Consider the following 19,871-nt stretch of genomic DNA (forward strand, 5'->3'; position numbering starts at 1 on the left):
CAAGGTAAGGTTTGAATCATGAGTTTGCTCAATATCGGGATGTCGGGGTTGGCCGCGAGTTCGTCCTCTCTGGCTGTGACAGGTAACAACATTGCCAACGTCGACACCGCCGGTTATTCGCGCCAGCAAACCGTGCAGGGCACCAAGTCATCGATCCAGACTGGCAACGTGTTCATCGGTACGGGCACGACCCTGGCCGACGTGCGCCGGGTGTACAACTCTTACCTGGAAACCCAGCTGCATACCGCCACGTCGCTCAACAGTGAAGCGGCTGCCTACGGTGGTCAGGCGACTGCCCTGGACAACTCGTTGTCCGATACCAACACAGGCCTGACCGGCGTGCTGCAGAAGTTCTTCACCTCGATGCAGGGTGTGGCGACTTCGGCGACCGACGACACGTCCCGTCAGTCGGTACTGACCGGCTCGCAAGCGCTGACCAGCCGCTTCAACGCCCTGGCCAAACAGCTGAACGATCAGAACACCACGATCAATGGCAACCTCGGCGACATGGCCGCCCAGGTCAACAAACTGGCGACCTCGATTGCCAATCTCAACCAGAAGATCGGCGAAGTTTCCACCAGCGGCGGCCAGCCGAACGATCTGCTCGATAGCCGTAACGAAGCGGTGCGCCAGCTCTCCGAACTGGTCGGCGCACAAGTGGTCGAGCGCGGCACCAGCTTCGACGTCTACGTCGGCAGCGGTCAGCCGCTGGTTGTCGGCAACACCACCAACACCCTGAGCACCGTTCCGAGCAAGGACGACCCGTCGCGCATGGGCATCCAGATGGATCGTGGCTCAAGCACCATCGACATCACTTCGGTGATCAGCGGCGGTGAAATCGGCGGTCTGCTGACCTATCGCAATGAAGTGCTCAACCCGTCGCTCAACGAGCTGGGCCGTGTAGCACTGGTCATTGCCGACCAGATGAATCGCCAGCAAGCCCAGGGCATCGACAAGAACGGTGACTTCGGCGCGCCGATCTTCAATGACATCAACAGTGCCGCGCTGATCAGCCAGCGCAGCATTGCCTCGGCAGGCAACAGCGCTGGTTCGGGCAACCTGAACGTCACCATCAAGGACACCGGCAAGCTGACCACCAGCGATTACCAGGTCACCTTCACCAGCGCCACCAACTATTCGGTCAAGCGCTCCGACGGCACCGACATGGGGTCGTTCAGCACCACGACCACGCCGCCGCCAGTGATCGACGGTTTTACCCTGGCCCTCAACGGCGGCGCGATGAACGCCGGTGACACCTTCAAGGTGACCCCGACCCGTGACGCGGCCACCAACATTCAGACCGTGCTCACCGATCCGAAGAAAATCGCGGCGGCAGCACCGTTGACCGGCGTGGCCAGTGCCAACAACTCCGGCACCTACACCCAGCCGACACTGGTCGACACCATTGACATCACCAACCCGGCTTCCCAGGCCGAGTTGCAGAACGCGCTCAAGTATTCGACGCCGGTCAAACTGGTCATGGGTGCGGTCACCAGTGGCAGCCAGTCGTACAACATGGTCGATGCCAAGGGCAACACCATCGGCACCGGCACCATCGTGCCGGGCCAGGCCAACACCCTTAACCTGAAGATCGGCATGGTCGATTCCACCGGTGCTCCGGTGATGGATACTTCGGTTACGCCGAACGTGCAGAAAACCTTCACCGTGCAGACCGCCGTGGGCGCGACGCCGAAACCGGGCGAAACCTTCACGATCAACCTGACCGGCGCCGCTTCTTCGGACAACCGCAACGCGCAAGCGCTGGTCGGCCTGCAGACCAAACAGACCGTTGACACCGGCACCGGCAGCAAGGGCATCAGCCTGACCGACGCCTACAACAAGCTGGTGACGAACGTCGGTACCAAGGCGGCCCAGAGCAAGTCCGACAACGAAGCCACCTCGACGATCCTCGATCAGGCCAAGGGTGCGCGCGACTCGCTGTCCCAGGTCAACCTGGATGAAGAGACCGGCAACCTGGTCAAGTATCAGCAGTACTACACAGCGTCTTCGCAGATCATCAAGGCTGCGCAGGAAACTTTCGCCACGCTGATCAACAGTCTTTAAGGAGTCGTAATTCATGCGCATTTCCACCGCTCAGTATTACGCGACACAAGCTTCCCAATATCAGCGTAACTACAGCAAGACTGTTGCCACCGCGAACGAAGCGAGCAGCCTGCAACGCATCAACACCGCCGCCGATGATCCGATCGGTGCCGGACGACTGCTCAAGCTGGGTCAACAGGCCTCGATGCTGGAGCAGTATCAGGGCAACGTCAGCACTACCAAGAGCGCGCTGACCGTGCAGGAGTCCACACTGGATTCCATTACCACGGCGTTGCAGCGTGCCAAGGAAATCGGCCTGGCCGCCAACAACGGCATCGCCACCGACGCGGACCGCAAGGCCTACGCCGCCGAGTTGAGCCAGATCCAGCAGCAGGTGCTGGGCATGATGAATTCCAAGGATGCCAACGGCAACTACCTGTTTTCCGGTTCCAAGACCGATACGGCGCCGTACTCGCAGAACGCCGATGGCACCTACACCTACAACGGTGATCAGACCCAGATCAACCTGAACATCGGTGACGGTATGTCGGTCGCCACCAACACCACCGGTTGGGATGCTTTCCAGCAGACCATCAACACCAGCCGCACCCAGACCACCATGACCGCTCCGGCTGTCGATGACGGTCGCGTGGTGTTGACCAACGGTACTGTTGGCTCCAGCGCCACCTATAACGCCAAGTTCGCAGGTGGTCAGCCGTACACCGTCAGCTTCGTCAGCAGCACCCAGTTGAAAATCACCGATGCCCTGGGCAACGACGTGACGACTGAAGCTAGCCAGAACGGCCTGATCAGCAACAGCAACGGTGCGAACCAGACCGTCAGCTTCCGTGGCGTCGATCTGAAGTTGAACATCAACCTCAAGGCCGGCGACACCAACCCGGACGCCGTCATCGCCGGTCACAGCTTCCAGCTGTCGGCCACGCCTGATTCGTTCACCACTGCGCGCAGCGCAGGCAACCCGTCCACCGCCGTCATCACTGGCTCCGGCGTGACCAACCAGGGCGCCTACGATGCCACGTTCCCGTCGGGCGGCGGCGCGGTTCTGAAGTTCACCAGTGCCACCGACTTCGACCTGTACGCGGCGCCGGTCACCGCTGACAGCAAGCCGATTTCGTCGGGCACCATGGTCGGCAGCAACGCCACGGCCGCGGGTGTGACCTTCGCCATTGGCGGTACCCCGGGCGCAGGCGATCAATTCTCGATCCAGTCCAACAACCACCAGACCCAGAACGTGCTCGACACCCTGGGCCAGATGGTCACGGCGCTGAACACGCCGATCGATGGTGATCCGGTGGCCAAGCAGAAATTCCAGGGCGCCATGGAGTCGGCTCTGGGCAACATCGACAGCGCCTCCAATCAGATCGGGGCCGCCGTGACTTCGATCGGTGCTCGCGGGCAGTCGCTGGATGACCAGGACACCACCAACCAGAGCCTGATCCAGGCCAACACCACGACCCAGGGTTCGATCCGTGATTCGGATCCGGCCGAGGTGATGACCCGCCTGACCTTGCAGCAGACCATGCTGCAGGCCTCGCAACTGGCGTTCAGCAAAATCAGCCAGTTGGGCCTGTTCAACAAGATCTGATACTGGCCGGGCGCGCGAGCGCCCGGTTGCTCTGACCGTTCTCTACTTATTGTTCTTCTTTTGCGGTTTCAAAGGGCTCGCTGTTCCGGGCGGGTTCCCGCCGCTTGCGAGTCCGCCGTGAATTCACTCCCCCTTGTCAGCCTCGTTATCCCTGCCTTCAATCCGCGTTTTTTCGAACGGGCCTTGAACAGTGCCGTGAGCCAGAGCTACGGCAACCTCGAGATCATCGTCTGCGACGACAGTCGTGGCAGCGAGATCGAAGCGCTTGTCGCGTCGATCGTCGAGCGAACCGGCTTTGCTGTGCGCTACGTGCGCAACCCACGGACGCTGGGGATGGTCGGCAACCTGCAGGCGTGCCTGGATCAGGCGCAAGGCGAGTTCATCAAGTTCCTGTGCGACGACGATCAGTTGTTCGCCACCTGCATCGAGCGTCAGGCGCAGACACTCATCGATCAGCAAGACGTCAGTCTGGTTCTGGCCCAGCGCCTGTTCTGGGACGCTGACGATCTGCCATTGCCGTCGCGGCTGGAAAATACCCCGCTGTCTCCGGTGTGTGGCCTGTTCAAGGGCGAAGACCTGCTGGCGATTTTTGAGACCTTCCCGGTCAATATTCTCGGGGGTTTCAGCAATGCCCTGTTCCGCCGGGCCGATATGCTGGAGCTGCTGCCGGCCCTGACGCAGCCGGGCCACTGCTTTGTCGCTTCGCTGGATTTTGCGTTGTATGTGTGCCTGCTGCGTCGGGCCAATCTGGTGGTGTCCAATCACATTCTGAGCGTCGAGCGTCTGTATCCGGAACGTTTGAGCGGTCAGCAGGCCATGCGCGATGCGGCAGAGGTCGAGCGCCAATGGCTGACCCAGATGCTCAAGGCTCGCAGTGGCGAGTCGGCGCCTGCGCCGGGTTGGGTGCGCTATCTGCCGGTCACCAAAGCCAATGAATCGCCGCGGGTCTGGGAAGAGTTGCCGCTGAGCCGGACCCTGGGGACCAAACAGACCACTCAGGATTGGCATGTCGGTATCGCCAGCGTCAGTTTCGCTCAGCTGTACGGGCAATGGCTGGCGTGCCGCAGCCTGACTGAAGGTCAGCGTGAGCGGTTGCCGGAGACCATGGCCAGCTGGCCGCGGATTCCGAAGATCGTACCGGTCATCATCGACGAGCAGGGCAGCGCTTCCGCTCTGGAGCTGACACTGGAATCGCTCGCGGCCCAGGAGTACGTACCTGAGCTGACCCTCGTATTGTCGGCATCCTGCACCGAAGCGCAGCTGGATGAGCGCGTCGTGCGCATGCCGCTGCAGGATGACTGGCGCCAGCAGCTCAATGAGCTGCTGCCACAACTCGAGGGCGCCGACTGGTTCTATCTGCTGCGTGCCGGTGATCGTCTGGTCGTGCCGGCGTTGCTGGTGATGGCAGAGCGCATTGCGCTTTCGCGCACGCTGGTGTGTCTGTACAGCGATGAAGGCGGGTTGAGCCAGGGTGAATCCACGGAGCCGGTGTTCAAGCCGGACTTCAACCTGGACCTGATGCGCAGCTATCCGTACGTGGGCAGGGCGCTGGCGTTCGAGCGTGAGCGCTTTCTGACCCTTGGGGGCTTCGACTCCGCGTTCGCTGAGCTGGCTCCCCACGACGTCTTGTTGCGCATGGTCGAGAATCACGGCCTGCAGGCAGTCGGTCATGTTTCGGAGATTTTGCTGGAGTCGGCGTTCGACCTGGCCAAGTGGTTGTCGGAGCCGCAACTGGCAGACAGCAACGCGCGATTGCTTGAAGCACATCTGCACCGTCTGGGCATTTCCCATGACATCCGCCGGGGCAGTTCGGCCTTGCTCAACCGCGTGGACTATCACCACGCGAGCCGGCCACTGGTGTCGATCGTCATCATCAGCAAGGATCAGACGGCCGCTGTGCAGCGTTGCGTCGAGAGCCTGCTGGAGAAGACCGCCTACGGCGAATATGAGTTGGTGCTGGTCGACAATGGCAGCGAGACCGCCGAGGCGAAAGCCTGGTTTGACGGCATGTCGCAACTGGGCAGCGAGCGGATTCGCGTGCTTGCTTGTCCTTCGCAGGACAATGTGGCGGCAGTGCGTAACGTCTCGGTCAGCCATGCGCGCGGCGAGTATGTGCTGCTGCTCAATCCGTACAGCGTGATCACCCACGGCGACTGGCTGGCGGAAATGCTCAATCACGCACAACGCCCGGAAGTGGGCGTGGTGGGCGCCAAGATTTTCAACCCGGATGGCCGTGTGTTGCATGCCGGTCTGATTCTCGGCTTGCAAGGGCCGGCGGGCGTGCCGTTCTACGGCGAGTCGATGCAGGCGACGGGTTACATGTACCGGTTGCTGGTCGCTCAGAATCTGAGCGCTGTCGGCGGCGATTGCCTGATGGTACGCAAATCGGTGTTCGATGTGGTCGGCGGGCTGGATGAGCAGAACCTGGCGCAGTCACTGCACGAGGTCGACCTGTGCTTGCGAGTGGGGCAGGAAGGTTATCTGGTGGTCTGGACGCCGTTCGCCCAACTGGCGCTCGGCGCGCAACCCGCCGTCGCGGCAAAGGACGGTGAGGAGGCGTTGCGCAGTCAGGAGCAGGAAGTCTTCTACAAGCGCTGGCTGCCGATTGTGGCGCGCGATCCCGCGTACAACGCCAATCTGTCGTTGAACGGAATCGTCGGTTCGAGCTTTCGACTCGACCCGGGGCTGCGTACTGGCTGGAGCCCGTTTTCCCAGCCGCAGCTGCCGAAGATTCTCGCCTTGCCGGTCAACGCATCGGCCATCGGTCACTACCGCGTGACACAACCGCTGATCGAGCTGGAAGCGGCAGGCCGGGCGCTGGGGCGCATTCATTACAACCTGCCGACCATCATCGAGGTCGAACGCCAGTCCCCGGATGTGATCATTTTGCAGGGGCGTTATTCCGAAGGCCCGATCAACGAGATTCCGAGCCTGCAAAAGTATTCGAGCGCCCGCAGGATCTACGAACTCGATGACTACGTGATCAATGTTCCGCATCGCAATGCGCACATTCGCAACATGCCGGGCAAGGACGAGATGGAGGCGCTGGTGCGTCGGGCAATCGGCATGTGCGACCGGGTCGTGGTGTCCACCGCGCCGCTGGGTAACGCACTGTCGAGCATGCACAACGATATCCGCGTTGTTCCGAACATGTTGGCCAAACACCTGTGGGCAGACCTGCGCAGCCAGCGCCGCACCTCGAAAAAACCTCGGGTCGGCTGGGGCGGTGGCACCAGTCACCACGGTGACCTTGCTGTCATCGCCGACGTGGTTCGCGAACTGGCGAACGAGGTTGACTGGGTGTTCTTCGGCATGTGCCCGGACGACCTGCGTCCGTACATGCATGAGTTCCACGGTGTGATTGGCCTGGACGTGTACCCGGCGAAACTGGCCAGTCTCAACCTCGACCTGGCCCTGGCGCCGCTGGAGTTCCACATCTTCAACGACTGCAAGAGCAATCTGCGCCTGCTGGAGTATGGCGCTTGCGGCTACCCGGTCATCTGCACCGACACCGAAGCCTATCGCGGCTACCTGCCTTGCACGCGGATCAAGACCAACACCACGGATGAGTGGCTGCAAGCGATCCGCATGCACCTGGCCGACCCGGACGCCAGCTACCGCATGGGCGATGAGTTGCGTGAAGTCGTACTGCGCGATTACGTACTGCGCGGCGATAACCTGCGTTACTGGGAAGCAGGCTGGCTGGCGGACTGACCGGTTCGCGCGGGCCCTCTGGAAAACAGGCGACTTTCGAGTCGCCTGTTTTTTTTGCGTTGCGAAAATTGTCTTTGTATCAATCCCGATACTTTTTTTGCTCGACGGCCTCAAGCAGTGGGATTTTCCTGTCGATATCAACAGATTCGCTGAATGATCAGTGCGCCGCGATGAAGTGTGTTCGCCACGCTGACCAGTACCGGTTCATACAAGGGCAAGGAAGAAACAATGGCAGTCATAAACGGAACAAACGGCGCGGATACGCTGAGCGGTACTTCGGGAGACGATGAGATCAACGGGCTGGCGGGTAATGATCTCATCAGGGGCAGTGCAGGGGCGGACAAGATCGATGGCGGGGATGGAACCGATACCGTCGATTACTCAGCGTCCTCGGAGGCGGTCAACGTAAACCTTGCGGGTCTTGCCAGTACGGGAGGCGATGCCCAGGGCGACATCCTGACCAATATCGAGAAGGTTATCGGTAGCGCATTCAACGACACGTTCACGGCACCGAAGGGCGGTCTCACCTTCGAAGGCGGTGCCGGCAATGATGTCTACATTCTCGACAATGGCGGAACGGTGATTGAGCAGGCAGGCGGCGGTGACGACGAGGTGCGCTCCAGCTTCGGCCAGATCTACCTGAGTGCGAACGTCGAGCGCCTGACGTATACGGGCACCGGAGCATTCATCGGCTGGGGCAATGCCAGCGACAACATTATTACCGGCGGTGCCGGTAACGACCTGCTGTATGGCGGCGCGGGTGCCGATCAGTTCATCGGTGGCGCCGGCTTCGATACCGTCAGCTACGGCGACAGTACGGTCGGCGTCAGCATCAACCTGAAAACCGGTGTCAATTCCGGGATTGCGGCGGGGGATACCTATACCGGTATCGAAAGGATCCTCGGCTCGAATGGCAATGACACCTTCATTGCCGATAGCCGGGTGTTCGCCTTTGACGGCGGTGCCGGAACGGCTGACGTGGTGGATTATTCGACATCCGCCGAGGCGATCGATGTCGATCTCGTCGTCAATGGCACGGGCCGTGCCGGCATCGGTGGCGACGCCCAGGGCGACACCTTGACCGGCATCGAAAAGGTGATCGGCACAGCGTTCAACGACACGTTCAATGTGACGGGCGGAACCGTGACCCTGGAAGGCGGTGCGGGTGACGATGTTTACATCATCAACGGTACCAGTGTCAGCACGGTGATCGAGCAGGCCGGCGGCGGAAATGACGAGGTCCGTACCAATTATGCAGTTCAATATCTGTCGGCCAACGTCGAACGATTGACCTATACCGGAACCGGCGACTTCTCCGGATATGGCAACGCCAGCGACAACATCCTCACGGGTGGCATCGGCAACGATATTTTTCAGGGCGGTGGCGGCGCTGACCAATTCATCGGTGGCGCCGGCATCGATACCGTCAGCTACGGCGACAGTACGGTCGGCGTCAGCATCAACCTGAAAACCGGTGTCAATTCCGGGATTGCGGCGGGGGATACCTATATCGGTATCGAAAGAATCCTCGGCTCGAATGCCAACGACACCTTCATTGCCGATAGCCGGGTGTTCGCCTTTGACGGCGGTGCCGGAACAGCTGACGTGGTGGATTACTCGACGTCAGCCGAGGCGATCAATGTCGATCTCGTCGTCAATGGCACCGGCCGTGCCGGCATCGGTGGCGACGCACAGGGCGACACCTTGACCAACATCGAAAAGGTGATCGGTACAGCGTTCAACGACACGTTCAATGTGACGGGCGGAACCGTGACCCTGGAAGGCGGCGCGGGTGACGACGTTTACATCATCAACGGTACCAGTGTCAGCACGGTGATCGAGCAGGCCGGCGGCGGAAATGACGAGGTCCGTACCAATTATGCAGTTCAATACCTGTCGGCCAACGTCGAACGATTGACCTATACCGGAACCGGCAACTTCTCCGGATATGGCAACGCCAGCGACAACATCCTCACGGGTGGCATCGGCAACGATATTTTTCAGGGTGGCGGCGGCGCGGACCAATTCATTGGTGGAGCGGGCCGAGACACCGTGGACTACTCCGACAGCACCGTGGGAGTCACGCTCAACTTCAAGACCGGGGTCAATTCCGGGATTGCAGCGGGGGATACCTACACCGACATCGAGGTGATCAAGGGCTCGGGCTTCAACGACATCTTCATTGCCGATAGCCGGGTGTTCGCCTTTGACGGCGGTGCCGGAACAGCTGACGTGGTGGATTACTCGACGTCAGCCGAGGCGATCAATGTCGATCTCGTCGCCAATGGCACAGGTCGCGCCGGCATCGGCGGCGACGCCCAGGGCGACACCTTGACCGGCATCGAGAAGGTGATCGGCACAGCGTTCAACGACACGTTCTATGTGGCGGGCGGGGCTGTGACACTCGAGGGCGGTGCGGGTGACGATGTTTACTACATCAATGGCACCAATGTCAGCGATGTGATCGAGAAGGTCGACGGTGGCATTGACGAGGTGCGCACGGGGTTCGGGCAGCAAAGTCTGCGGGATAACGTCGAAATTCTGACGTATATCGGTACTGGCGCCTTCACGGGTTACGGCAATGCGCTCGACAACATCATCACCGGCGGTGTCGGCAACGATACTTTCTATGGCGGTGCAGGTGCCGACCGGTTCATCGGCGGGGCCGGGTTCGACACGGTGGGCTACGCCGACTCCACTGTCGGCGTGACCATCAACCTTAAAACCGGCGTTCATTCCGGGATTGCAGCCGGGGATACCTACGTCAGTATCGAGGGGTTGAGCGGCACACTGTCCAACGACATTTTTATCGCTGACAGCGCGGCCATGGCCTTTGATGGATTGAACGGCATGGACATGGTCAGCTACGAGCAATCCGATAGCGCCGTGACCATTGATTTGAAAACCAAAGTCAATGCGGGTGATGCAGCCGGCGATACCTACACCGCAATCGAGTTCTTCCAGGGCAGCCGCTTCAACGACACCCTGTCCGGAACGGCATTCGGTGACAACTTCATCGGTGGCGCCGGTGCGGACAGCATTGATGGGCGTGAAGGGCATGACACTGCCTGGTACATCAACAGCATGGCTGCCGTGAACATCAACCTGCAGACCAACGTCAATGAAGGCGGAGATGCTCAAGGTGATGTGCTGCTCAATATCGAGCGAGTGATCGGCAGTCAATTCAACGATACGTTGACCGGAAGTTCGGCCGTCGATTTTCTTGAGGGCAACACGGGGGATGACGTGATCTATGGCGGCGACGGTGCCGACTTCATTTATGGAGGCCTGGTTTCCCTGGCCGGACCGTTGGCCAGTTCAGCACCCAATGCAGGGCCCCAGGCCGACACGCTCTACGGTGGCAATGGCAACGACACGATTCTCACCGCAGCCAACGATACCGGCAGCCGTGCATATGGCGAAGCGGGCGATGACACCATCACCGTAGCTCATGGCATGGCCGACGGTGGTGAGGGTATGGACACTCTGACCGGAACGGGGCTTGGCTTCTCGCTGTTTGGCGGCGCGGGCAATGACAAACTGGTGCTGCAGTCCAGTGGATCGGCCTTCGGAGGAGAGGGGGACGATACCTACTTCGTCACTGCTCCGGGACTGGTGACAATCCAGGACGATGGCGCCAGTCGTGGTGACAAAGTCGTGCTGTCGAACATTCGCGGTTCCGAGCTGCTGCTTGATCGTATCGGTGACGACCTTTACCTGCACCGTTACAGTTTTTCAGCCGGACAGACGCCGCAGGACGGCGTGCGCCTGAAGGGTTGGTTTGCCGGTTCCGACACTATCGAGCAGATTCAGACTGCCGATAATCAGATCATCAATCTGCCGGCCAACAGCGATGCATTTGCGATGTTCGGCTGACATCTGAATCGCACACCTGCAATCGCGCAGCGCGATTGCAGGTGTGTCTGAAGCCTGAAAGGTGAACGCTGTTTTCAACCATGCAAGGAAGAAGCAAATGGCAGTAGTGAATGGAACGAGTGATGCGGATGTCCTGTTGGGCACCGACGGTGATGACCAACTCTATGGACTGGAGTCGGATGATGTGTTGCTGGCAAGCGCCGGCAATGATCTGCTGGATGGCGGGGAAGGGTTTGATACGGCGAATTATTACGCCTTGTCCTCGGGCGTGAACGTCGAGTTCAACAGTGCTTCGACGACTGTCACTGCCGCTGATGGCAAGGTCGATACGCTGGTCGGCGTGGAGAAGGTCTTCGGCACCTTTCAAAATGACACCTTCACCAGCAATGTGGCCGGCGTGACGCTGGAAGGCAGTGCCGGTGACGATGTGTATATCGTTGGCAGCGAGGGCGTGACGATCATCGAGGAAAACCATCTCGGTTACGACGAGCTGCGCACCAGCCTCAACACCATCAAGATGGACCCGTTCATCGAGAAGCTGACCTTTACCGGCACGGGCGATTTCAAGGGCTACGGCAATGCCAGCGACAATGAAATCATCGGCGGTGCCGGCAACGACTGGCTGTGGGGTGGCGCCGGCGCTGATCACTTTGTGGGAGGCGAAGGCTTCGATACTGTCAGCTATTCCGACAGCCTCGAGGGTGTGAGAGTCCAGGACTTCGAGAACTACGACGCATTGACCATCGCCGCTGGCGACACCTTCACCGGCATCGAGGCGATTCAGGGATCGAATTTCGACGACGTGGTGTATCTGCTCGATAACGCCATGATCGTGGATGGCGCCGATGGCTACGACACCGTGAGCTACCGTCACTCCTTTGATGGCGTCAGTATCGGCATCGGTCAGCAAGCAGGTCCGGATGTCACGTTGCTGAACGTCGAGAAAGTCATCGGGACGTCGTTCGATGACCGATTCACCGCCAACGTCGCGGGCGTGACGCTGGAAGGCGGAAGAGGCGACGATGTGTACATCATCAACAGCGCCGGTGTGAGCATCGTCGAGACGGACCTCTTTGGTGGTACCGACCACGTGTACACCAGCCTGTCGTCGATGCACATGGATCCGTTCATTGAAAACATGACCTACACCGGCACGGCGGACTTCACCGGCTACGGCAATGACGGGAACAACGTCATCGTTTCGGGCGCCGGCAATGACGTCCTGTTGGGTGGCGCGGGCGGTGACCGCTTTGAAGGCGGGGCCGGTATCGACATCGTCAGCTATGACGACAGCAGCGAAGGGTTGAGCGCTTCTCTTAACTGGGGGCCGCAAAGCGGCATCGCGCTTTACGACACCTACATTGATATTGAAGGCCTGCGCGGCAGCAAGTACAACGATTCGCTGCAAGGAAATTCGGACGACAACATCCTTGAAGGCGGGACGGGCGATGACCAGATTGTCGGTGACGATGGCAACGATCATATCTATGGCGGACTGAAATCCGGTCTCGACGGCGATGTCGCACAAGCCGACACGCTGTCTGGCGGTTCGGGTGATGACGTCATCGTCAGTGCCGTGAATGACCTGGGCACAGTGGCCCATGGAGACCAGGGCGATGACACCGTCACGGTCAACAGCGGCAGTGCCTTCGGTGATGATGGCAATGACGTGCTGACCGGCACCGGCAGCAACTATCTGTTGTTCGGTGGCAGCGGTAATGACCTGCTGGTTCTCAACCTTGTGGGTCAGTCCGGCACTGGCGGCGTCGCGTTCGGTGGTATGGGGGATGACACCTATATCGTGAACACCACCGGGCTGGTGACGATCCAGGATGAAGGCTGGGATCTCAACGACACGCTGATCCTGAACACCGTCGCCAATCTCAGTCAGCTGAACGTCACTCGCATCGGTGATGATGCCTATCTGCACAGCGCCAACGACGGCAGTGTTGGTGTTCCGTCCAGCGGCGTGAAGCTGCAGGGCTGGTACGCCGGTTACAACAACATCGAGCACCTGCAGACGGCCGACGGCCAGGTCTACGACCTGCCGGCGACGGTCGACGGGTTTGCGATGTTTGGCTGATCCATTCGATCCGCTGAAACGAGCCTGAGAAAGGGATGAGTCCGGCAACGGCTTCATCCCTTTTTTCATGCCTGCATTTCCTTGCCGACACAGGGCTGGCGGAGCTGGCGCGTTTCCTGCAAGTCCCCCTCAAATCGCCATAAAACGAGCGCTCACGGTCATTCACCTGCGCCCGGACTGGCAAAGGTTCAGCCGCAAAGGCCTGCAACAGCGAGGCCGAGCCCTGTGACGTAGAAGAGGGGAGACGATGAAGGCAGTTATTTTGGCGGGTGGCCTCGGCACGCGCATCAGTGAAGAGTCGCACCTCAAGCCCAAGCCGATGATCGAGATCGGCGGCAAGCCAATTCTCTGGCACATCATGAAGCAGTATTCCGCCCACGGAATCCACGACTTCGTGATCTGCCTCGGCTACAAGGGCTACGCGATCAAGGACTTCTTCGCCAACTACTTCCTGCACACCTCCGACGTCACGTTCGACATGCGCAACAACCGCATGGACGTGCACCAGAACTACAGCGAGCCGTGGAGCGTCACCCTGATCGACACCGGCGAGGAAACCATGACCGGTGGCCGTCTGCTGCGTGCCGGCCGTTACCTCAAGGATGAAGAGGCGTTCTGCTTCACCTATGGTGACGGCGTCTCCGACATCAACATTGCGCAACTGGTGGACTACCACAAAGGCCACGGCCGTCTGGCCACCGTCACTGCCGTACAGCCACCAGGCCGCTACGGCGCCCTCGAACGGCATGGCGATCAGGTCCTCGGTTTCACCGAAAAACCGCGCGGTGACGGCGGCTGGATCAATGGCGGTTTCTTCGTGTTGTCGCCGAAAGTGCTGTCGTACATCGCCGGCGACGAAACCACCTGGGAAGCGGAGCCTTTGGCTCGACTGGCCCAGGACGAACAACTGAAAGCCTTCGAGCACGAAGGCTTCTGGCATCCGATGGACACCCTGCGTGACAAGAACCATCTCGAAGCGCTGTGGCAGAGCGGGGAGGCCCCATGGAAGCAATGGGTCTGAGTCCTGAATTCTGGCGCGGCAAGCGGGTTCTGGTCACCGGTCACACCGGTTTCAAGGGCAGCTGGCTGACCCTGTGGCTGCAAAGCCTCGGCGCGCAAGTCAGTGGTTTCTCCCTCGATCCTTCGACGGAGCCGAGCCTGTTCGAACTGGCGCGGGTGCACGAAGGCATCGACGATCAGCGCGGCGACCTGCGTGACCTCGGCGCCTTGCTCGAGATCATCGCCGACACCGAACCGGAGATCGTCCTGCACCTGGCAGCCCAGCCGCTGGTGCGCGAAGGTTATCGCGATCCGCTCGGCACCTACTCCAGCAACGTCATGGGCACCCTGAACCTGCTCGAAGCGATTCGTCAGGTCGGTTGCGTACGGGCCTGTGTGCTGGTGACCACCGACAAGGTCTACGCCAACAAGGAATGGCTGTGGCCGTACCGCGAAGACGAAGCCCTCGGTGGCCATGACCCTTACAGCAGCAGCAAGGCGTGCTGCGAGTTGCTGGCGCAGTCTTACGCGGCGTCGTTCTTCCCGGCCGACAAGTTCGCCGAGCACGGTCTGGCTCTGGCCACCGCGCGCGCCGGCAACGTGTTGGGCGGCGGCGATTTCGCCCCTGAGCGGCTGATTCCCGATGTACTGAAAGCCTGGTCCGCAGACGAACCGGTGACCCTGCGCTACCCGCAAGCCGTGCGCCCATGGCAACACGCGCTGGAGCCGCTGGCCGGCTACCTGCAACTGGCCGCCGGGCTTTACGAAGAAGGTCCGGAATACGCCGGGGCGTGGAACTTCGGCCCGGGCGAAGCGGACATGTGCAGCGTCGGCGAAGTGGTCGAACTGCTCGCCAACCGCTGGCCTCAGGCCCGTGGTCTGCGCATCGAACCGAGCGAGCTGCACGAGGCCGGCCTGCTGCGCCTGGACAGCAGCCGCGCCCGTCAGGTGCTGGGCTGGCAACCGCGCTGGTCGTTGCAGCAATGCCTGACCCAGACCCTCGACTGGCACCTGGCGTGGCAGAACGGCGACGACATGCGCACCGTGACCCTCGGCCAACTGAACCTGTACCGGGGCGCGCTGTGAGCGAGTTTTCCTTGAAACAGTTACCGCTGGCCGGGCTGTTCAGCGTCCAGCACAAGCGCTTCGAAGATCAGCGTGGGCACTTCGCCCGGCTGTTCTGCGAGGGCAGCCTGAAAGCGTTCGGCAGCGAATTTCACATCCGCCAGATCAACCATTCCTGCACCCGTGAAAAGGGCAGCGTGCGCGGTCTGCATTACCAGAATGCCAACGCCCCGGAAGCCAAGCTGATCACCTGCCTGCGCGGTGAAGTGTGGGACGTGGCGGTGGATTTGCGCCCGGACTCGGAAACCTTCCTGCACTGGCACGCCGAGCACCTGAAGGCCGGCGATGGTCGCAGCCTGCTGATCCCCGCCGGTTTCGCCCACGGTTTCCAGACCCTCACCGACGATGCCGAGCTGCTTTACCTGCACAGCGCCGATTACGCGCCGGAGCACGAGGGCGGGCTGTCGGTGAACGATCCACGGCTGGCGATTGCCTGGCCGTTGCCTGTCAATAATTTGTCAGCGCGTGATTCCAGCCATCCCGCGCTCGATCAACACTTTGCTGGAGTGCGTCTATGAACTGCCGTGGGTGCGCCGCACCGCTGAGCCTGCCGCTGATCGACCTCGGCACCTCGCCACCGTCCAACGCCTACGTGCATGCCGATCGTCTGGAACAGGCCGAGCAATGGGTGCCGCTGAAGGTCGCCGTGTGCCAGCAATGCTGGCTGGTGCAGACTGAGGATTACACCAGCGCCGACAGCCTGTTCGACGCCGAGTACGCCTATTTCAGTTCGTTCTCCAGCACCTGGCTGGCCCATGCCGAGCGTTATGTGGCGGAGATGGTCGAGCGCTTCGGCCTCACCCCTGACAGCCGCGTTGTTGAGATCGCCGCCAATGACGGCTACCTGCTGCAATACGTCGCCGGTCGCGGCATCCCGTGCCTGGGCGTCGAGCCGACCCGCAGCACCGCGCAGGCAGCGCGGGAAAAAGGCCTGGAGATTCGTGAGCTGTTCTTCGGTCGCGACACCGCCGCGCAGTTGAAAAGCGAAGGCTGGGCCGCCGACCTGATGGCGGCCAACAACGTGCTGGCCCACGTGCCGGACATCAATGACTTCCTCGGCGGTTTTGCCGCGCTGCTCAAGCCGACCGGCGTCGCCACTTTCGAATTCCCGCAACTGCTGACGCTGATGGCGGGTGCGCAGTTCGACACGCTGTATCACGAACACTATTCCTACCTGTCCCTGACCGCTGTGCAGACGTTGTGCGAGCGCAATGGCCTGGAAGTGTTCGACGTCAGCCAGCTGAGCACTCACGGCGGCTCCTTGCGAGTGTTCGTGCAGCGCAAGGACGGTGAACGCCGCACCGTGCAGCCAGCGGTGCAACAGCAGTTGCAGGCCGAACTCGACGCCGGGGTGAAAACCCCCGAGTACTACGCCACGCTGGCGCCGGCCGCCGAACGCATCAAGCATGATTTGCTGCGCTTCCTGTTGCAGGCCAAGGCCGATGGCAAGCGTGTGGTCGGCTACGGCGCCGCCGCCAAGGGCAACACCTTGCTCAACTACGCCGGGGTTAAACCGGATCTGCTGGCCTGGGTCGCCGACGCCAACCCGCACAAGCAGGGCAAGTTCCTGCCGGGCAGTCGCATTCCGATCGTGGCACCCGCGCAGATCGATATCGAAAAACCGGACTACGTGCTGGTGCTGCCATGGAACCTGCTGCATGAAGTCAGTCAGCAACTGGCCCAGGTACGTCAGTGGGACGGCCGCTTCGTGATCGCCGTACCTGAGTTGAGCGTGCTGTGAAGGTTCTGGTCACCGGAGCCACCGGCTTCGTCGGTCGCCATCTGGTCGCGGCATTGCTGAACCGTGGCTGCACGGTGCGGGCGGTTGCGCGTGATGCACAGAAAGCTGCGGGCATGCCGTGGATCAATGACGTCGAGTTCGTCAGCGCGGATATTCACGCAGCGGATCTGGGCATCGGCGCGCTGACCGAAGGCGTCGATGCGCTCGCGCACCTGGCCTGGCCGGGATTGCCGAACTATCGGGCGCTGTTCCATTTCGAGCACAACCTGATGGCCGACTACCGCTTCATCAAAGGCGTGATAGAGGCGGGCATCAAGCAGGTGCTGGTGACTGGCACCTGCTTCGAATACGGCATGCAGAGTGGCCCGCTGAGCGAACAGAACGACGCGCAGCCGGCCAATCCCTACGGTCTGGCCAAGCACACGCTGCATCTGTTTTTGCAAAATCTGCAGCAGGAACATCCGTTCACCTTGCAATGGGCGCGACTGTTTTATCTGCACGGCGCGGGGCAAAACCCCAACAGTCTGCTGGCGGCGCTGGACCGGGCAATCGATGCCGGCGATGCGACGTTCAACATGTCGGCCGGTGAACAGCTGCGGGATTTTCTGGCGATTGAAACCGCTGCCGGTCATCTCGCTGCGATCCTGCACAAACGCGATTTCGACGGCACGATCAACTGCGCCAGCGGCCAGCCGGTTTCGGTGCGGGCGCTGGTCGAACAGCGCGTACGCGAGCGCGGCGCGACCATCGACCTGAACCTCGGCCACTACCCGTATCCGACCCACGAACCGCTGGCGTTCTGGGCGGTGACCGAGCGCTTGCAACAGTTATTGGGAGAGATGCAATGAGGCACGAGTTGTATCGGGTCACCGACCTGCCGGTGCTGCAGAACCGCACCTTTGCCGATCCCGAATCGGCGAAGGCATCGGCCAGCGCCGACATGCTGCTGGTGCAGGATGAGCGCAGCGGTCTGATCTTCAACGCGGCGTTCGACGCCGACAAGCTCAGCTACGACGCCGACTATCAGAACGAGCAGGCGCATTCCGGCCAGTTCCAGAAGCACCTGAGCGATGTCGAGGGCATCATTGCCCGGCACTTCAAGGGTCAGGAACTGATAGAAGTCGGCTGCGGCAAAGGCTATTTCCTCGAGTTGCTCAAAGGTCTGGGCTACCGCATCACCGGCATCGATCCGGCCTATGAAGGCGAGAACGCCGACGTGATCAAGGCGCCGTTCACCCGGGGTCTGGGCCTGGAAGCGGACGCCATCGTGCTGCGTCATGTGCTGGAACACATCCAGGATCCGCTGGGTTTTCTGGCGGTGATCGCCGAGGCCAATCAGGGCGGTGGGCAGATCTACATTGAGGTGCCGTGCTTTGACTGGATCCTCGAACACCGCGCCTGGTTCGACCTGTTCTACGAGCACGTCAATTACTTCCGCCTCGATGACCTGCGCCGGATGTTCGGCACCGTGCACGAGGCCGGCCACCTGTTCGGTGGCCAATACCTGTACATCGTCGCCGACCTCGCCACACTGCGTCTGACCCCGGAACAGCCGGTGCCGCGCCTGGCGTTGCCGGACGACTTCACCGCCAGCCTTGAGCGCGCGGTACAGATCATCCAGAGCGCACCCGAGCAGGGTTCGGCGATCTGGGGCGCGTCGTCCAAAGGCGTGATCTATTCGCTGTTCCTGCAGCGGGCCGGTGTGGCGGTGGATCGCGTGGTCGATATCAACCCGGCCAAGCAGGGGCGTTACCTGCCCCTGAGCGGCGCCCGGGTGTCCTCGCCGCAAGAGGCGATGGATGCCTTGCCCGAAGGCGCCAACCTGTTTGTGATGAATTCCAATTACCTCGAAGAGATCAAGCGGATGACCGGTGGACGTTACGTCTATCACGCCGTCGACAGCGCTTCGTTCCAGTGACCCTTGAGATTTTGAAAATGACCGACAACAGCATCAACAAAGCTTTCGAAGCCGAATGCCGCGAGCAGATCGCCCAGCAGGGTGACGACCAGAAACTCACCGGCCTGGCCCGTGACTTCTTCAACGAATCGGCCAAGCACAAGTACAGCTACCACTTCTCGTGGATGGGCCGTCCGATCATCCAGCTGCCGCAAGACATGATGGCGATGCAGGAAATCATCTGGCAGGTGAAGCCTGACCTGGTCATCGAGTGCGGCATCGCCCACGGCGGTTCGATCATCTACTACGCATCCCTGCTGGAACTGCAAGGTCACGGCGAAGTGCTGGGCATCGACCTCGACATCCGTGCCCACAACCGTGAAGCCATCGAAAGCCACCCGATGAGCAAGCGCATCAAGATGATCGAAGGTTCGAGCATCGACCCGGCCATCGCCGCTCAGGTTCGCGCCGCTGCCGAAGGCAAGAAAGTCATTCTGGTGCTCGACTCCAACCACACCCATGACCACGTGCTTGAAGAGTTGCGTCTCTATGCACCACTGGTTTCGGTGGACAGCTACTGTGTGGTGATGGACACCGTGGTTGAAGACATGCCGGCCGACTTCTTCCCGGATCGTCCATGGGGCCCGGGCGACAACCCGAAGACCGCCGTGTGGAAATACCTGGAAGAGAACAAGGATTTCGAAATCGACGTTCAGTTGCAGAACAAGCTGCTGATCACCGTGGCGCCGGACGGTTACCTGCGTCGCGTTCGTTAATTCGCAAATCA

12 protein-coding genes are annotated in these 19,871 nt (G+C 60.9%); all 12 read left to right on the top strand.

All coding sequences use genetic code 11. From position 1 onward, the window contains the following. The first annotated feature begins 18 nt into the window (after nucleotides 1–18). Nucleotides 19–2,064 (top strand): flagellar hook-associated protein FlgK, encoded by a 2,046-nt coding sequence (gene flgK, locus DLD99_RS08280; RefSeq protein WP_114881873.1) that lies wholly within the window; start codon nucleotides 19–21, stop codon nucleotides 2,062–2,064. A 13-nt stretch (nucleotides 2,065–2,077) separates the two neighbouring features. Continuing rightward, nucleotides 2,078–3,649 (top strand): flagellar hook-associated protein 3, encoded by a 1,572-nt coding sequence (locus DLD99_RS08285; protein ID WP_114881874.1) that lies wholly within the window; start codon nucleotides 2,078–2,080, stop codon nucleotides 3,647–3,649. 117 nt (nucleotides 3,650–3,766) lie between these two features. Further along, nucleotides 3,767–7,363, top strand: coding sequence for a glycosyltransferase (locus DLD99_RS08290; protein WP_114881875.1), 3,597 nt, complete (start codon nucleotides 3,767–3,769; stop codon nucleotides 7,361–7,363). Between the two features lie 228 nt (nucleotides 7,364–7,591). Then, on the top strand, nucleotides 7,592–11,239 hold the full coding sequence (locus tag DLD99_RS08295) for a beta strand repeat-containing protein (protein WP_114881876.1): 3,648 nt from the start codon (nucleotides 7,592–7,594) through the stop codon (nucleotides 11,237–11,239). A gap of 97 nt (nucleotides 11,240–11,336) precedes the next feature. Continuing rightward, complete coding sequence (locus tag DLD99_RS08300) at nucleotides 11,337–13,322, top strand: calcium-binding protein (RefSeq protein WP_114881877.1); 1,986 nt, start codon at nucleotides 11,337–11,339, stop codon at nucleotides 13,320–13,322. 247 nt (nucleotides 13,323–13,569) lie between these two features. Continuing rightward, nucleotides 13,570–14,343 (top strand): glucose-1-phosphate cytidylyltransferase, encoded by a 774-nt coding sequence (gene rfbF, locus DLD99_RS08305; protein ID WP_114881878.1) that lies wholly within the window; start codon nucleotides 13,570–13,572, stop codon nucleotides 14,341–14,343. After that, a complete protein-coding gene (gene rfbG, locus DLD99_RS08310) occupies nucleotides 14,325–15,407 on the top strand; it encodes a CDP-glucose 4,6-dehydratase (RefSeq protein WP_114881879.1) in 1,083 nt (360 codons plus the stop codon). Before rfbF ends, rfbG begins: the two co-directional genes overlap by 19 nt. After that, nucleotides 15,404–15,964 carry a dTDP-4-dehydrorhamnose 3,5-epimerase gene (rfbC, locus tag DLD99_RS08315; protein WP_085710436.1) on the top strand — a complete coding sequence of 187 codons (561 nt, stop codon included), beginning with the start codon at nucleotides 15,404–15,406 and terminating at the stop codon, nucleotides 15,962–15,964. The genes rfbG and rfbC overlap by 4 nt, the downstream gene beginning before the upstream one ends. Further along, entirely contained in the window at nucleotides 15,961–17,187 is a 1,227-nt protein-coding gene (locus DLD99_RS08320; protein WP_114881880.1) for a class I SAM-dependent methyltransferase, read from the top strand. Before rfbC ends, DLD99_RS08320 begins: the two co-directional genes overlap by 4 nt. Next, nucleotides 17,184–18,035 (top strand): NAD-dependent epimerase/dehydratase family protein, encoded by an 852-nt coding sequence (locus tag DLD99_RS08325; RefSeq protein ID WP_114881881.1) that lies wholly within the window; start codon nucleotides 17,184–17,186, stop codon nucleotides 18,033–18,035. Before DLD99_RS08320 ends, DLD99_RS08325 begins: the two co-directional genes overlap by 4 nt. Further along, on the top strand, nucleotides 18,032–19,105 hold the full coding sequence (locus DLD99_RS08330) for a class I SAM-dependent methyltransferase (protein WP_085710440.1): 1,074 nt from the start codon (nucleotides 18,032–18,034) through the stop codon (nucleotides 19,103–19,105). The genes DLD99_RS08325 and DLD99_RS08330 overlap by 4 nt, the downstream gene beginning before the upstream one ends. Before the next feature lie 17 nt (nucleotides 19,106–19,122). Next, complete coding sequence (locus DLD99_RS08335) at nucleotides 19,123–19,860, top strand: cephalosporin hydroxylase family protein (protein ID WP_064378606.1); 738 nt, start codon at nucleotides 19,123–19,125, stop codon at nucleotides 19,858–19,860. Nucleotides 19,861–19,871: the final 11 nt, after the last annotated feature.

This window comes from Pseudomonas kribbensis, from assembly GCF_003352185.1.
Taxonomy (GTDB): domain Bacteria; phylum Pseudomonadota; class Gammaproteobacteria; order Pseudomonadales; family Pseudomonadaceae; genus Aquipseudomonas; species Aquipseudomonas kribbensis.